Here is a 15,636-nt window from a genome sequence, read left to right as displayed (position 1 = left end):
CTTACAAGGATGAAGCGGATATGCCGAGACTACGCGATTTACATGGTCGAGTGCAAAGACAGCAGAGCAATGCCTCAATAGGCTGACCTGACGTTATCTATATGTGACCAGGTTTTCGCTATTCTGTCTGCCCAGTATATCAAGAAATGAGTGGTCATTAAAGTATGAAAGGGAAACCCGCGAAGAATTATAAAAAAGTTGTGTTACGGAACAGTTTATAACTGGTTCATAAAAGCTGTAAGCGTGTTCGCCCGTGAGTCCGAGCACTTGCGATACGATGGTTGCGATGGTGCCACCTGATGTGAAGATACCGATGGTTTTGCCAGAACCCTCATGCTTCATCACATCACGCATGGCATCTTTTACTTCTGCTGAATAATCCGCCCAGCTTTGGGTGCGCGGTTCGTTGCAATCTGGTGATACCCAGTGCGTAAAGACTGCCTCTACAACCTTCTGATAGTCTTTGCTGGTGAAGCTGCCTTCAACAAGTTTTTGTGCGAGGTCAGGGTCGCGCGCAGCGATCCTGTCTTTGAAATACTCAACATGCTCATCATTTTTTACTTCATTGAAACGAGCATCAATATGATGTGGGACCTCATAGCCCTGTTGTTCGATTGTAAGTTCTGCCGTGCGGTGCTGCCGGGACAGGTTACCGCTATAGGCGGCATCAAGCCGGATGTCGCATTGGCGAAAATATTGCCCCACGATTTCAGCCTGGCGTTCACCGAGTTGTGAAAGTTTGTCGTAGTTCTCTGCCCCGAATGAAGCCTGCCCATGTCGTATGAGGTAAATAGTTGCCATGAATCAATGTTAGAGAAGATCAGGATGAAAGGCGATAGCGTTGACCTTTGGATGGCGGAGTTTCTGCAGCGCCAGCGAAACACTGAGCGACAGCCATCCATCTTTCCGCCGTATCCCCGATCGTCTCAATATTTGTGTCCAGCACGCTTCTGGTTTGGGTTACGATCTGACAAAACGCGGTTGCGGTGCCCCGGACCAGATTATCTTCCTGAGGTTCATTCCATACCCAAATCTCGCCAGATGGCGCTATGAGTTCTACGAAGGGCTTGGGTTTGGGCGGCTCCTCTCCGCGATTGCGAAATGTCCAGCCATAGGTGGTGACGCCGAGATGGGCGATATTGCGGATACGGTCGGTGTCTTGCCGTTCAGCGCCCAGTATGTCGAATACCTCCTGACCGTGTGCCCAGGTTTCCATTTGCCGGGCGATAATTTTGGATTCAGTGCTCATGTCAGGCCCGGCCCAGGCAACCCTGTGAGCGGGGTTAGCCTTTGCATAATCCTCAGCAAGCTGTGGATAGAAGGCACGCCACTCATCATATAATGCGTGCCCACGGATACCCCGGGAGTTTGCATCAAACCAGGCTCGCTGTAATTGCGGATGGCCTGCGCCTTTACCCATCTGTTCCATGATGAAAGTAAAGAAAGCCGTCCAGTTCTCACGGCCTTTCAGCGTTTCAGCAGCCGCAATGTTCCAGAGATGCAGATGCCCGATGACGTCTTCTATGGTCCAATCCTTGAACTGGGTCACACGTTGAAAATCTGAATCATCAGCTTGCTCAAGTATTGCTGCGAGTGCATCGCACTCCTGTTTGAAGTCCAGTGCTGCCTGCATCATGTTCTATGAGCTTTCTGTAACCGTAATTTCCATCAGTAGACTGTCAGCGGCAACCTGCACACCGGCTTCAAAATGTATGTCAGCCACCTCACCATCCACCTCTGCGAGTAGCTCGTGTTGCATTTTCATAGCTTCAACGACAGCCAGTCTGTCACCTTTTTTCACTTTGTCTCCCTGAGACACAAATACTTCCAACAACATTCCGTGCATGGGAGCCGTGACTGAGCCTGCACCTGCTGTGTCCGACGCTGAAGTGAAGACACCAAACGCATTAGTCAGAAAATGATCACACCCCTCAATGGAGATATAAATTGATTGTCCTGACGGGTCGGTTTTGCTGATCTGGTAGTAAGCAGTTATCTTCTCACCATTGATATCAAAATACACCTTACAGTCGTCTTTTTCAGTGAGGAGCATGTTAAAAGTCTGATCGTCGGTTAGAATATGATAAGTGTTGTCGCCAGCTGGTGTAATATTGAGGGTAATTCCATTCTCACCCTGTGCAAATCTGAACGGTGTCGATATTTTTGTGGCGCTGGACCAGTTTGATAGCTCGTGCGGCGTGGCGATGGCACGGTGCATGGCTTTCGCGTGTGCTGAAGTATACAGAAGGACTGCAGCTATTGCTGCATCACGTTCAGTAAGCGATTGCCCTGCGAGGTCTTCTTTCGAGAAGCTGTCGCCTATAAAAGCTGTTGTTGCTGCCCCATTCACGAAAGCCGGGCGTTCTAGTGCTTCTATGAGGAATGCCTTGTTCGTTGTGGCGCCAAACATGACGGTGCATTTCAAGGCATCGATAAGTTTGCGCCTTGCTTCCTCGCGATTGTCACCATAGGCGATAATCTTTGCAAGCATCGGATCGTAAAAAGGCGAAACCTCACCGCCAGTTGAAATACCCGAGTCGATACGAATGCCAGCGCCAGAGGCGGGTTGCCACAGGTCTATGGGACCAGTGGCAGGCAGGAAATCCTGACTGGTATCTTCTGCATAGAGACGTGCTTCTATGGCATGACCTGATAGAGCAACATCTTTTTGAACAAGGCCCAATTCGTCGCCCTGCGCGACACGTATCTGTAAAGCTACGAGATCAAGGCCGGTAACCATTTCTGTTACCGGATGCTCAACTTGAAGGCGTGTATTCATTTCTAGGAAATAGAATTCACCAGAGGCATCAAGTAGAAATTCAACGGTTCCCGCGCCAACATATGCAATATCTTTTGCGGCTTTGACAGCTGCGTTACCCATAGCCTGGCGCAGTTCCGGCGTCATAACAGGGCAGGGTGCTTCCTCCAGAACTTTCTGGTGTCTGCGCTGCACGGAACAATCGCGTTCGCCCAGATGTATTGTATTGCCATACTTATCGGCAAAAACCTGTATCTCCACATGCCGCGGCTGGCTTATGGCTTTTTCAAGGATCAGTTCACCAGAACCGAACGCATTTTCAGCTTCACTACGGGCTGCCGTGATGGCCGTCGCCAGGGCAGATTCCGCCTCGACCAGGCGCATACCGCGCCCGCCGCCGCCAGCAGCAGCTTTTACCATAATCGGGAAGCCGATCTTGGCGGCTTCATCAATCAGTCTGCCATCAGATTGTTCCTCTCCCTGATACCCAGGTACACATGGTACGCCTGCATCAATCATTCGGCGCTTCGCTTTGGCTTTGTCACCCATCAATTCAATGGCTTTCGGCGTGGGGCCGATAAAGATCAGACCTGCGTCCGTGCAGGCTGTAGCGAAATCTGCATTTTCTGAAAGAAAGCCATAGCCGGGGTGAATTGCCTCAGCTTTTTTTGTTGTGGCAGCCTCGAGCACTTTGTCCATATCAAGATAGGATGCGGCGACCGGGGCGGGGCCCAGACAATAACTGTCATCGGCCATCATCACATGCGGCGCTTGCGCATCGGCTTCAGAGTAAACGGCAATGGTTCGCAAGCCAAGCAATTTTGCTGTATGGATAATACGGCAGGCGATTTCACCGCGATTAGCGATAAGGATACTGCTGAATGGTGTTTTCTGTGTACTCATTGATCTTCCTCCGATCTCGCCCAGGAGGGTGTTTTCTTTTGTACGAATGACATGATACCTTCACGCCCTTCATCGCTGAGCATACAGTCTGCAAATCGCTCTGCTGCCAGGTTCATCATCTCGTTCGTATCAAGATGAGGTGCTGCGAGGACAAGCTCTTTAGTCGCGGCATTAGCCCCCGGCGCGCAGCGTATGACATTCGCCTTGATGTCTTCCTCAATAATATCCAGCTGTCCCGCTGTGTCTGCCACAAAGTCTGCCAGGCCATATCGCTCTGCTTCGGAACCGGTAAATCGTGCACCTGTCAACATCAGGCGCCGTGCTGTGGTCAGGCCTGTGCGCTGAACGACGTAAGGCGCGATTTGGGCAGGAGCGATGCCAAGCTGTGTTTCTGTCAACGAAAACTTTGCGTCTTTTGTTACTGCCACAATGTCTGCACAGCACAGCATACCGAGCCCTCCAGCAATGGCCGCGCCTTCCACCAGTGCAATCACAACCTGTGGCATGGTGTTGACCAGTTGAAACATTTCTCCGCCCCCACGGTTCAGTTTCACTGCATCTTCGTGTGTGAACTCGCCGGAAAGCGCAGAGCCGAAACTTTTCAAATCACCGCCGGCGCAAAATATCCCCCCCTTGCCCCGCAGCGTGATGCCCCGCACAGACCGATCATCACGGATCATGTGCAAAACTGTCATCAGCTCTTCGGATAGTTCACTGCTCAAGGCATTACGGTTCTCGGGTGTGTTAAACCAGATAGTCAGCCAGCCCTTGTTGAGGTCGAGCAGCAGCTTTTCGGTATCAGGTAATGTGGTCATGATATTTGTCTTACATCCTCGCGATGCCAAAGCTGTTTGGCTTTACATCTCTGTGACGCCCCTCACGAACTGTTCCAAGAAGAAAGCCAAGCGTGCGACGCGTGTCTCTCGGGTCGATCATACCGTCATCACAACAATGACCTGATGTGTAGAAAGCGCCAGACTGACGGTCAAAATGATGTGTCAGCATGGCAGCTTGCATGGCTGATTTCTTCTGGTCTATTTCTATTCCTGTACGAGCGGCTTGTCCTTCCGCCACAATTTGCATGACTGTAGCTGCCTGTTCTCCTCCCATGACGCCTGCAGAGGCATTGGGCCATGTGAAGAGGAAGTCAGGGTCATAACCTCTTCCGCACATGCCGTAGTTTCCTGCGCCATAACTGGCGCCGATCATCATTGTCAATCTTGGTACAGACAGGTTTGTGACGGCTTGAATCATCTTCGACCCATGTTTGATCATTCCGGCACGTTCATACTCCTTGCCCACCATATAACCTGTTGTATTTTGCAAAAAGATCACAGGTGTATCTGACTGATCACATAATTGCATAAACTGTGCAGCCTTCGTCGCGCCGTCCGGGTCGATGGGGCCGTTATTGGCGAGAATACCGCATTGGTGTCCATATATTTCCGAGTGCACACAGACTGTTGAAACACCGTATAATGGTTTGAAGTCCGTAAAATCTGAACCGTCAACAATTCGTGCGATGACTTCACGGGCGTCATAAGGTTTTCGGTAATCTACCGGTACGATGCCGCATATTTCGTCAATATCATATACCGGTTCTCGAAATGCGCCCTGTTCTGGCATCGCGCAGCGGTCGTTCCAGCCAAGGCGGTTGATGACCTCACGCATCATCAAGACTGCTTCACCATCATTTTCGGCAAGGTACTCTGCCAGTCCGGATACGCTGGCATGCATTTCTGCGCCACCAAGCTCTGCCTCTGTGGCAATTTCGCCAGTCGCCGCTTTCAGCAATGGCGGGCCGGCAAGGAAAGCCTTGCCGCCTTCTTTGACAGCAACAACATAATCCGAGAGGCCAGGCATATATGCGCCGCCAGCTGTCGATGATCCGTGTAGAATGGCCAGTACCGGAATACCTGCTTTGGATAAACGTGCTAGATTGGCAAAAAGTGAGCCGCCTTCGAAAAAGCCTTCAACGGTGTAATTCATCAGGTCACCGCCGGCACTTTCAACAAGATGTACGAATGGCAGATTCTGTTCCAAAGCAATCTGTTGCAATCGGCGCAATCTGTAACCGCCAGCAACCGTGAGTGACCCGGCTTTTATGCCGCTATCATCCACAACAACAGCACAGCGCGTGCCATTAACGAAGCCAACACCTGCAATGATGGTGCTGCCGGGAACAGATCTTTCTTCCTTGTCCGTATCCTGAAGGTAGCCGGCAATATTTCCAACTTCCAGAAATGGCATCCCCGGATCCAGTAACCTGGCTAGGCGTTCTCTCGGCAGGATCTGTCCACGTTTATCGAACTTCTCTTTTTTTGAGGCAGACAGGGCAGGGGCTCTGGCATTAAGTTCCCGCAGTTTATCTACCAACTCTAGCATATCCTTACGGTTAGTGGCGAATGCCTCCGAGTTGACGTTCACTTTGGATTTGAAAACAGGCATCTAAAGGGTCTCCGCCATATGTGCAGGGATGGGAACAGGGTGAGCCAGAAGGATTTGTGCGTATCCCTTGCCTTGTGGGTCATTCCTGAGGGATGCAACACCACCACCACCGAGCACATTATCAATCAGAAAGTTGATGGAATTTGAGCCAGGCAAAAGGAACCGTAACACTGCATCTTCTTTGTTCTGAGTTTCGATAAAATGCGCCAGTCTCTTGGCAACACTGCTTTCGGACAGAGCCTGCCAGATATATGGTAAATATACGGGCTCACGTGCGATAATACCAATATTGGCTTTGTTGCCTTTATCACCTGACCGGCCCCAGGCCAGTTTGATCAGGGGCACATCAACCATATCATCAATTGCATCAGGCGGAGAAGGCAAGGAAGGGCGTTTGATTTCGATAGGACGAACAGCAGCTTTTGCATCAGATTGATGCTGCTTAATATCACCATCAATATCTATACTGATGGTAATATCTTCCTTGGCAGAAAGATAGGAGAACAACCTGACAACAGGGGAGGGTTTTGGTCTGCCACCGGAGAAACTCGAAAGTCCCGGCGGAGTTGCAAGGCCCAGACCCGCGAGTTCCTTTAGCAACAAACCAGCGCCCATCATATCCGGATGTTTGGCCGCTATTTTGACCACTACTTCCCGTGCCTCATCGGGGTTTCCATAGGCACCAAACTGACTTTCAGCGCCAATGATTTCCACGCTGGTTTCGGTAAAGTCGCCAGCGTTAAACTTGCGGAAAACCTTTCTGGTTCGTGCAAAAGCAGCCTCTGCAAAAGCCTGTGCTTTTCTGTGCGCCTCAAAGCCATAAAATGACATGGTCACACCAGTCCGAAAGCCATCAGCATACGTGGCACAGGTTTTGTAGGTAGAAGGCGCAGGGCGTCCCCTGGCAGCGCTTACCTGTACCCTGTTTTCGCTTGCTTGAGTGATTTGAACTTCCGAGAAGTCGCAGGTGACATCCGGCAGGATATAGGCTTGCGGGTCGCCAATTTCATACAGCATCTGCTCTGAGACTGTGCCGACATTGACGATACCACTGGTTCCTTCGGGCTTTATAACGTCAAAGCTGCCATCTTGCCTGATATGCGCGATTGGATAACCGATATCGGCGATGTCACCGGCCAGCTCCCAATCTGTAAAATTTCCGCCGGTCGCCTGTGGCCCGCATTCAAGAATATGACCAGCCAGGCTGCCACTGGCGAGGCGATCCCAGTCATCTGTTTGCCAGCCAAATTCATGAATGCAGATGCCCAAAGTAACGGCACTATCAACGCACCGCCCTGTAATGACGATGTCCGCACCACCAGAAAGGGCCTCAGCAATCGGGAATGCACCAATATAGGCATTTATACTGGCAATTTTGTCTGATGGCGGAAAGTTTTCGCCTGTGAACATTTCCGAAGGAGCAGAAGCCGCAATTTCGTTGCGGTTATCAAAAAGATTATCACCCGTTATGACCGCAACTTTCAGATCCAGTCCGAGTTTTTTGACAATCTCACGCGCCGCTGCGCCACAAGCCTCGGGGTTTACACCACCTGCGTTCGCCACAAGTTTTACGCCCTTATCTGCTGCTAGTGCCAGGTGAGAATGTAGAACACCGCTGATGAAGTCAGTCGCGTAACCAGCCTCAGGGCTTTTAGCTTTGGCCCGCGCCATGATCGACATCGTGATCTCGGCCAGATAATCGTAAACGATATAGTCTATATCACCACTGCCAAGCAGTTGCGGCGTTGCCATTGAGCTGTCTCCCCAATAGCCGCTGGCACCGCCAATTCTGACCGTTTTGCCGTTCACTTTCTTAGTCTCCTCCAGGAGGCTGGCCAATACTGCTCTCGGGTTGATTTGAATGGCCGGATAAAGTATCACTCAGAAATAATGAGTATCACTCATTCGATAAATGTCAATCTTCTGAAATCATATGGCGAAAACAGGCATAAAAAAAACAACCCGAAAGTCCGTTGCCGGACCAGTATCGCTTCCAACTGAACTGGATGCTGGACGGTCTCGTCAAGAGAGCCGCACAGATGCGATCATTGCAGCTGCCTATTGCTTGTTTCAGGAAAAGGGATATGCCCGTACCACAACGGCTGAAATCGCTCGTCTGTCAAATGTCTCCGAAGGCACGATCTTCAATCACTTCAGTAACAAGGATGCTTTGGCTTCTGCGGTGATTGAAAAATTTTACCAGCGTCTTACCGATGAAGCTCGCGAAGGTACGGGCCGGTTGAACAGCACACGGGAGAGACTGACATTTCTGGCAACTCATCATTTGATCAACATACTGGAGAGCCAGCGAATTCTTCAGATGGCATTGCTTTTTGATTTTACGCTGGAGATGAAGGCGGACAATCCACTTTACAGAATGAACAGGAAATATGTTTCTGTTTTCGATCAGGTGATTCGCGACGCCATGTGGCGAGGTGATCTGCCAGATAGTTCATCCACCTGGATTATGCGCGACACATTTTACGGCGCCTTGGAATATGCAATGCGAACGATGTTGTTGCGGGGCCAGCAAACTGCGCTGGAGACTTTCTCAACCGGCCTTGTTGACCTTATGCTGGGGCAGGGAAAAGCGAATGGTCGTGTTATGCCGACAGGTTCGGAGCTGATACAGCTTGCGGAGAGTCTTGAAAAAACAGTGGATCGTTTTGAGGCGATGTCTGCTGCCAAGCAGACTGAATAAAGACATCGCCGGGATGGAACAGAACCAGAATTGAAAGGAAATTGCTATGAGTAAGGTAGAATTCAATGATCGCGTGGCCATTGTCACTGGCGCGGGTGTCGGCCTTGGTCGCAGTCATGCGCTGGAACTCGCACGTCGCGGTGTCAAAGTTGTTGTGAATGATCTCGGCGGTTCTGTTGATGGGACCGGCGGGACAGGAACCGTCGCGGAAAGCGTTGTTGCTGAAATCGAAGCTGCTGGTGGCGAAGCAATGGCCAACGGCGCCAATGTTACCAAGCCTGACGAAGTAGAAGCCATGGTTGCCGCAACCCTTGAGCGCTGGGGGCATGTGGATATTCTGGTCAACAATGCCGGCATTCTGCGCGACAAATCTTTTTCCAAGATGGAACTGGATGATTTCCGTACGGTTGTTGACGTTCACCTGATTGGTTCCGCTATTTGCTCCAAGGCAGTCTGGAACCACATGAAGGAGCGTAATTACGGCCGTATTGTCATGACAACGTCAGCTTCAGGTATGTATGGCAATTTTGGCCAGTCAAATTATGGCGCAGCAAAAGCAGGCGTTGTTGGCCTGATGAACGTTCTCAGCATCGAGGGCGCTAAAAACAACATTCATGTCAACACGTTGGCGCCAACGGCTCTGACGCGCATGACGGAGGGGTTGATCCCTGAAGATGCAGCAAAACTGATGACTGTTGAAAGCGTTACGCCCGCACTGGTTTATCTCGCCAATGACAATGCACCCACTAAAATGATCATGTGTGCAGGGTCCGGAGGTTATGCTGTGACCCAGATCAAGGAAACACAGGGCATCTATCTCCCGCCTGAACAACAAAATGCAGATTTTATTGCGGAGAATATTGATAAAATCACTGCTGGCGATGACGCGCGTGATATGGATAACGCAGGGTCCCAGACGATGCATTTTGTCGGTATGGCCATGCAGCATCTTTCCAGCAAATAGCACCACACAGAGAGGATCAACTTATGTCAGCATTGCAAGTGGCGACGCCTTCCTGGAAGACAGACGATATTGTTCTGTTTGAAGAAGAAGTAGCTAAGTTCTGTAAACGCGAACTGACCCCGCATGTGGAAAAGTGGCGGGACCAAGGGGTTGTTGACCGTGCCATCTGGAACAAAGCGGGCGAGAACGGTCTTCTGTGCATTTCCATGCCCGAGGAATATGGCGGCGCTGGCGGTACATTTGCGCATGAACAGATATTCATTGAGCAGATGGTTTTAACCGGTGTTGAGGGGTTTGGCGCTTCTTTACATAACTGCATTGTAGCGCCTTACATTGAACATTATGGCACCGAAGAACAAAAGCAGCGCTGGTTGCCGAAAATGGCAACAGGTGAGCTGGTTGCAGCGATAGCCATGACAGAGCCCGGCACAGGGTCTGACCTGCAATCGGTTAAGACGACAGCCATCAAAGAAGGTAATCAGTACAAGATTAACGGCCAAAAAACATTCATCACGAACGGGCAAACAGCAAATCTTATCATTGTGGTTGCTAAAACGGACCCCGGGGAAGGGGCCAAGGGCGTGTCTTTGATGGTGGTTGAGACTGATGAAGTCGATGGGTTTGAGCGCGGTCGCAACCTCAAGAAACTGGGGAACAAGGCTCAGGATACATCCGAGCTTTTTTTTAGTGACGTGAAAATTCCTACCGCAAACCTCTTGGGGACAGACGAAGGACAAGGCTTCTTCCAGCTTATGCAGCAACTGCCACAGGAGCGGCACCAGATTGCCGTGCAGGGCATGGCCGCTATTGAGCGGGCTCTTGAGTTGACGATCGATTATGTGAAGGAACGCGAAGCTTTTGGTAGACCGGTTTTCTCTTTTCAAAACACACAATTCAAACTGGCTGAATATAAGGCCAAGGCAACCATGGCGCGCGTTTTTGTTGATCACTGCACAGAGCAGCTGATTGCGGGCAAGCTCGATGCTGTGACAGCATCCATGTCCAAAATGCTGTTATCTGATCTTGAAAATGAAGTTATTGACGAATGTCTACAGCTTTTTGGCGGCTACGGATATATGGATGAATACCCTATCAGCCGAATGTACGCTGACAGCCGGGTTCAGCGAATATATGGTGGTACGAACGAAATTATGAAATTACTGATTGCCCGCTCCATTTAACATTGACGGGCACCACTGATCGTTCATGCGAAAATAGCAATGGACTGTTTGGCGGAAAAAACTGGCTGGCCGGTTTTGTTCCAGCCAGTCATATCCTGGCTGGAATATCCACCGAGAGTATGGTTGGCACATGCATGAATCAGCCACCAGCCATCTTCTGTGACAGGTTGATCAGTTAAAAAGTTGACAAGCCAGGTCATGGTGCTGATGGGGGCGAAAGATTTGAAGGCAGACAATTCTGCAGGGGGCAGGGCATCGGCTATTGCCATAAGGGACAAGGTATCTTCGGGCGTATTTCTGTCCTTGAACCGAACCCATACATGATTGTCGGCATCGTCACCCCCGAAAGCGTGAGTACCCAGTGCCAAGCGTTGTTCGAAATGATTGACGGCAAAGCCAGGGCCACCGCCGCCCTCAAACAGCAGCGGTAACCCATCAGGCTCAGGCACATCTGGCATGGGCAAGTCATTGCGCATTTGTGTGCTTTCCCGACTGCCCCCAAAGCAAAATATCGCACTGGTTGCCAACCCTTTTTCGCCATGCAGGTCAGTTTGCAGATAGGTGACATTCTTTCCTTGTCTGAGCACGCGGGATGAAAGTGTTACATCACCGGCTGCCGGGCCAATAAATGTAAGTTGTGCTGATCTCAACGCTGGTAAGGAGGAGACTGAATTCAAAGCAGCCTTAAGGCATAGTGCTGCGGTTAGGCCACCGAATGTGCTGCGTCCCTGTTGCCAGTCCTCAGATATAAAAGTACTGTACTGATTACCTGATTTATCAAGTCTCAAAAGGTCAGAGAAAGGGGTGAGTTGCATCGCTCTACTCAGCCAACAGGTAATCTTCAACCTGATGAAGGCGATCCTTGCCGAACCACATTTCATCACCGATGAAGAACGTCGGGATGCCAAAGATGCCGCGGGAAACGGCCGCTTCTGTCTTATCAATAAGTTTCTGCTTTATCTCTGCTGTGCCGGACCCGGATATGATGCGCGCTGCGTCCAGTCCGCCTGATGCCAGGACTTCTGCAATAACATCCGGGTCATCCATCTTCATGGACTGTTCCCACATGGCAGCCATGACAATGTCAATATAGTTGTCAAGGTACCCGTCTTCCTCTGCCACAACCGCACCTCGCATGACGTGTAGTGTATTAACCGGAAAGTGGGCGTTCATCTGAAATTCTGTCAGCTGATGACTCTGGATGAAGCGCTGCATTTCAAGCTGTTCGTAGTTGAACTTACCTTTAATGTTGGCCATGGCAACGAAGGGGGACTGATTATTGGTTGCCTTGAAGACACCTCCAAGGAGAACTGGCTTCATAGAAAGTTGCGCCTTTGTACGCACCAGAATTTCCGGCAGCACCTTATATGACAGATATGCGTTTGGGCTGCCGAAGTCGAAATAGAATTCAATTTCTGCCATGAGTCTCTCTCCTACCATTTCTCGGCCCAAGGCCGTAAATCCAGTTCATGTGTCCAGGCTGTACGAGGCTGCTTGTGAAGTTGCCAGTATTGTTCTGCAATATGTTCCGGGTTCAGTATTTTGTCATCATCTCGCAACTGGTCCACATTCGGGATATTCTCTCGTATAAAAGTGCTGTCGATCATGCCGTCGATCACCGTATGCGCAACATGAATATTATGTGGCCCCAACTCTCTGGCCATCGACTGGGCAAGCGCACGCAGCGCAAATTTTGCGCCTGCAAAGGCGGCGTATCCTGGACCGCCGCGCATACTGGCTGTTGCGCCAGTGAAGATGATTGTACCAGATTTACGCGGGAGCATATGACGTGCTGCTTCACGTCCCATCAGGAAGCCGGCAAAAGCGGCCATTTCCCAGACCTTTCGGTAGACCCGTGTTGTTGTCGAAGTAATACCAAAGTTCACATTCGCGCCAATGTTGAAGATTGCCACTTCCAAAGGGGCAATATCGCTCTCGATTTTCTCTATCAGTGACACCATCTGATCTTCCTCACGGGCATCAACACCAAATGGGTGCGCAGTGCCGCCGTCCTGACGGATAGTCGCGGCAAGGCTTTCCAGTTGCTGAAGATGTCTTGCGCGGCGGGTGATACATGCAACATAGCCACCCGCTGCAAAACGACGTGCAGCGGCACCACCTGTTGCATCACCTGCACCGATTACCAGACAGCTTTTGGTCGCAGCCATTTATGCGTCTCCTCACGGAAACACTTTCAAAAATGAGCTTGGCCTGTCAACCGTTCAGAACAGTAAGCAGCGTGCTCAAGCCTTGTTCCCAGACAGCCATTTCTCGAGCCAGTGAATATTATAGTCACCACGCTGAAATTGTTCATTCTCTATCAGGCGCTGAAAAAGCGGGATAGTCGTATTGATGCCTGTAATGACTGTTTCGTCCAGAGCCCGCTTGAGTCTGGCCAGCACCAATTCACGGGAGTCACCAAAAACAATCAGCTTTCCGATCATTGAGTCGTAATATGGTGGGATTGTATAGCCATCATATACGGCGGAATCGAATCGAACGCCGGGTCCACCCGGTGCATGAAAATTGGTGATTTTCCCAGGGGAGGGCGCAAAGGTTTGCGGATCTTCTGCATTGATCCGGCATTCAATCGAATGTCCTTTGAATTTGATATCGCTTTGTTTGTAAGCAAGGGGCTCGCCGGCGGCTATTTTTATCTGCTCACGGACGAGATCAACGTCAGTTATCTGCTCGGTCACAGGGTGCTCAACCTGCAGGCGCGTGTTCATCTCGATGAAATAGAATTCACCATCTTCATACAGGTATTCGATTGTACCCACACCAAGATAGCCAAGTTTTTCAATCGCGGCGCGTGTCGTCTCACCGATCTTTTCCCGCTGCTCAGGGGTGAGCGCAGGTGATTGTGCTTCTTCCAGCACTTTTTGATGACGCCGTTGCAAAGAGCAGTCTCGCTCGCCGAGATGAATGACATTGCCGTGTGCATCTGCGGCGATCTGGATTTCTATATGGCGTGGCTGGCCAAGATATTTTTCCAGATAGACCGCATCATCACCGAATGCTGCTTTTGCCTCTGCCTGCGCCGTAAAAATTGCCTTCTCGAGATCGTCTTCGCTCTCGGCCAGCTTCATGCCACGGCCACCACCACCAGAGGCTGCTTTGATCAGAACCGGAAAGCCGATCTCTTTGGCAACACGCATGGCCTCACCAAGGTCCGAGATACCGCCATCAGAGCCTGGCACAAGTGGGATGCCTGCGGCACCCATGGTTTCTTTAGCGGCAATCTTGTCACCCATGACGCGAATATGATCTGCGGAAGGTCCGATGAATGTAAGATCATGCGCGGCGATAATTTCCGCAAAACGAGCATTTTCAGAGAGGAATCCATAGCCTGGATGAATCGCATCTGCGCCCGTGATTTCGGCAGCGGCGATAATGGAGGCGACATTCAGGTAGCTGTCTTTGGCGGGGGGCGGGCCGATGCAGACACTCTCATCGGCGAGGGAAACATGCATTGCGCTGGCATCCGCCGTGGAGTGTACGGCGACTGTCGCGATGCCAAGCTCCTTACAGGCGCGATGGACCCGCAGGGCGATTTCTCCGCGGTTGGCAATAAGGACTTTCTTGAACATCTTGTTGACCTTTGTGAGGTTGACGGGCCGCAGGGGAAAGCGATCAACCGATAACCAGAAGCGCTTCGCCAAATTCAACAGGCTCAGCGTCTTTAGCCAGTATTTCCTTCACAGTACCTGATTTAGGAGCCTTGATTTCGTTCATTGTTTTCATGGCTTCAACAATCATCAGGGTTTGGCCTTCGCGCACGGAATCACCAACCTTCACGAAAACGTCTGCGCCAGGCGCTGGAGACATGTAGGCTGTACCAACCATGGGCGACTTTACAGCCCCAGGGTGGTCCGCTGCTCTGGCAGCATCTGATGGTGCAGGTGTTTCAGGTGCAGGTGCTGATTGCTGCACAGGAGCTGGCGCAAGCGGCGCGCTGATAGCTTGAGGTACGCCGCCGCGCGCAACGCGCAGAGATATTTCGTCCTTTTCAATCTCGATTTCAGTCAGGCCGGTTTCGGTCAGGACATCTGCAAGTGCCCTGATCCATTCAAGCTCTTTTTGCATGGAATCGCCCGCGTTTTTCTGTGCCATAGGGTCCTGTCTTATTGATTTTTAAGGCTCTTTTCAATGAGCCGCGCAGCGGCGTCAAGGGCCATGACGTATCCGTCTGTCCCAAATCCACAGATTAAGCCTGTCACCACTGGGCTGACCATGGACTTATGGCGAAACGCTTCGCGCGCATGGATGTTTGAAATATGCAGCTCAATCTTGGGTATAGCGCATGCCTTCAGGGCGTCATGAAGGGCAACTGACGTGTGCGAATAGCCTGCGGCATTCAGGATAAGCGCCTGCGCACCGCCGTTCGCCTCATGCACCCAGTCGATCAATTCACCTTCTGTATTGGTCTGGCGGAAATCGATCATCAGGTTTTTCGCGCTGGCTCTTGCAATGCACCGTTCCTCAATCTGTGAGAGAGTGTCATGGCCGTAAACAGCGGGTTCGCGCACCCCCAGAAGGTTAAGGTTCGGCCCATTCAAGATGAACACTTTTGGCGTTGTCATATTAACCCTTTGACGGTGGCTGCGGAAATCCGAACCATAAGACTTGTATCCTAACAGAGGATTGCTAGGTCATGGTATGAAAATTCAGGGGATAATAC

The 15,636-nt window shown here is 50.9% G+C and carries 15 protein-coding genes; 3 read left to right on the top strand and 12 right to left on the bottom strand.

The genetic code is table 11. The annotated features are described in order from the left end of the window. Positions 1–93 precede the first annotated feature (93 nt). Genes RAL90_RS07685 through RAL90_RS07660 form a run of 6 tightly spaced genes read right to left on the bottom strand, consistent with a single transcriptional unit; the run spans position 94 to position 7,918 of the window. The gene (locus RAL90_RS07685; protein WP_306253932.1) at positions 94–801 is read right to left on the bottom strand and encodes a histidine phosphatase family protein; all 708 of its coding nucleotides are present in this window, start codon (positions 799–801) and stop codon (positions 94–96) included. Positions 802–820: 19 nt separating this feature from the next. Next, positions 821–1,636 (bottom strand): TIGR03084 family metal-binding protein, encoded by an 816-nt coding sequence (locus RAL90_RS07680; RefSeq protein WP_306253931.1) that lies wholly within the window; start codon positions 1,634–1,636, stop codon positions 821–823. Positions 1,637–1,639: 3 nt separating this feature from the next. Then, complete coding sequence (locus tag RAL90_RS07675) at positions 1,640–3,661, bottom strand: acetyl-CoA carboxylase biotin carboxylase subunit (protein WP_306253930.1); 2,022 nt, start codon at positions 3,659–3,661, stop codon at positions 1,640–1,642. After that, on the bottom strand, positions 3,658–4,476 hold the full coding sequence (locus RAL90_RS07670; protein ID WP_306253929.1) for an enoyl-CoA hydratase/isomerase family protein: 819 nt from the start codon (positions 4,474–4,476) through the stop codon (positions 3,658–3,660). The genes RAL90_RS07675 and RAL90_RS07670 overlap by 4 nt, the downstream gene beginning before the upstream one ends. Positions 4,477–4,486: 10 nt before the next feature. After that, positions 4,487–6,109, bottom strand: a complete 1,623-nt coding sequence (locus RAL90_RS07665) for an acyl-CoA carboxylase subunit beta (protein WP_306253928.1) — start codon at positions 6,107–6,109, stop codon at positions 4,487–4,489. After that, positions 6,110–7,918, bottom strand: coding sequence for an acyclic terpene utilization AtuA family protein (locus RAL90_RS07660; RefSeq protein ID WP_306253927.1), 1,809 nt, complete (start codon positions 7,916–7,918; stop codon positions 6,110–6,112). 124 nt (positions 7,919–8,042) lie between these two features. Between RAL90_RS07660 and RAL90_RS07655 the strand changes: the two genes are divergently transcribed. Genes RAL90_RS07655 through RAL90_RS07645 form a run of 3 tightly spaced genes read left to right on the top strand, consistent with a single transcriptional unit; the run spans position 8,043 to position 10,955 of the window. Further along, entirely contained in the window at positions 8,043–8,810 is a 768-nt protein-coding gene (locus RAL90_RS07655; protein WP_306253926.1) for a TetR/AcrR family transcriptional regulator, read from the top strand. 46 nt (positions 8,811–8,856) lie between these two features. After that, positions 8,857–9,774 carry an SDR family NAD(P)-dependent oxidoreductase gene (locus tag RAL90_RS07650; protein WP_306253925.1) on the top strand — a complete coding sequence of 306 codons (918 nt, stop codon included), beginning with the start codon at positions 8,857–8,859 and terminating at the stop codon, positions 9,772–9,774. Between the two features lie 23 nt (positions 9,775–9,797). Beyond that, positions 9,798–10,955, top strand: coding sequence for an acyl-CoA dehydrogenase family protein (locus RAL90_RS07645; RefSeq protein ID WP_306253924.1), 1,158 nt, complete (start codon positions 9,798–9,800; stop codon positions 10,953–10,955). 23 nt (positions 10,956–10,978) lie between these two features. Here the strand turns inward: RAL90_RS07645 and RAL90_RS07640 are convergent, their stop codons facing one another. From RAL90_RS07640 to aroQ, 6 genes are all read right to left on the bottom strand, one after another. Continuing rightward, the gene (locus tag RAL90_RS07640) at positions 10,979–11,770 is read right to left on the bottom strand and encodes an acyl-CoA thioesterase II (protein ID WP_306253923.1); all 792 of its coding nucleotides are present in this window, start codon (positions 11,768–11,770) and stop codon (positions 10,979–10,981) included. 4 nt (positions 11,771–11,774) lie between these two features. After that, the gene (locus tag RAL90_RS07635) at positions 11,775–12,377 is read right to left on the bottom strand and encodes a 2-hydroxychromene-2-carboxylate isomerase (RefSeq protein WP_306253922.1); all 603 of its coding nucleotides are present in this window, start codon (positions 12,375–12,377) and stop codon (positions 11,775–11,777) included. A gap of 11 nt (positions 12,378–12,388) precedes the next feature. Next, positions 12,389–13,123 carry an SDR family oxidoreductase gene (locus RAL90_RS07630; RefSeq protein WP_306253921.1) on the bottom strand — a complete coding sequence of 245 codons (735 nt, stop codon included), beginning with the start codon at positions 13,121–13,123 and terminating at the stop codon, positions 12,389–12,391. Positions 13,124–13,198: 75 nt separating this feature from the next. Beyond that, positions 13,199–14,545 (bottom strand): acetyl-CoA carboxylase biotin carboxylase subunit, encoded by a 1,347-nt coding sequence (accC, locus tag RAL90_RS07625; protein WP_306253920.1) that lies wholly within the window; start codon positions 14,543–14,545, stop codon positions 13,199–13,201. 43 nt (positions 14,546–14,588) lie between these two features. After that, positions 14,589–15,068 (bottom strand): acetyl-CoA carboxylase biotin carboxyl carrier protein, encoded by a 480-nt coding sequence (gene accB / locus RAL90_RS07620; protein WP_306253919.1) that lies wholly within the window; start codon positions 15,066–15,068, stop codon positions 14,589–14,591. 11 nt (positions 15,069–15,079) lie between these two features. After that, positions 15,080–15,538 carry a type II 3-dehydroquinate dehydratase gene (gene aroQ, locus RAL90_RS07615; protein WP_306253918.1) on the bottom strand — a complete coding sequence of 153 codons (459 nt, stop codon included), beginning with the start codon at positions 15,536–15,538 and terminating at the stop codon, positions 15,080–15,082. Positions 15,539–15,636 lie beyond the last annotated feature (98 nt).

The organism is Parvularcula sp. IMCC14364, assembly GCF_030758415.1.
Taxonomy (GTDB): Bacteria; Pseudomonadota; Alphaproteobacteria; order Caulobacterales; family Parvularculaceae; genus Aquisalinus.
The sequence above is the reverse complement of the archived record's forward strand: the minus strand, read 5'-3'. Positions and strand labels throughout refer to the sequence as shown.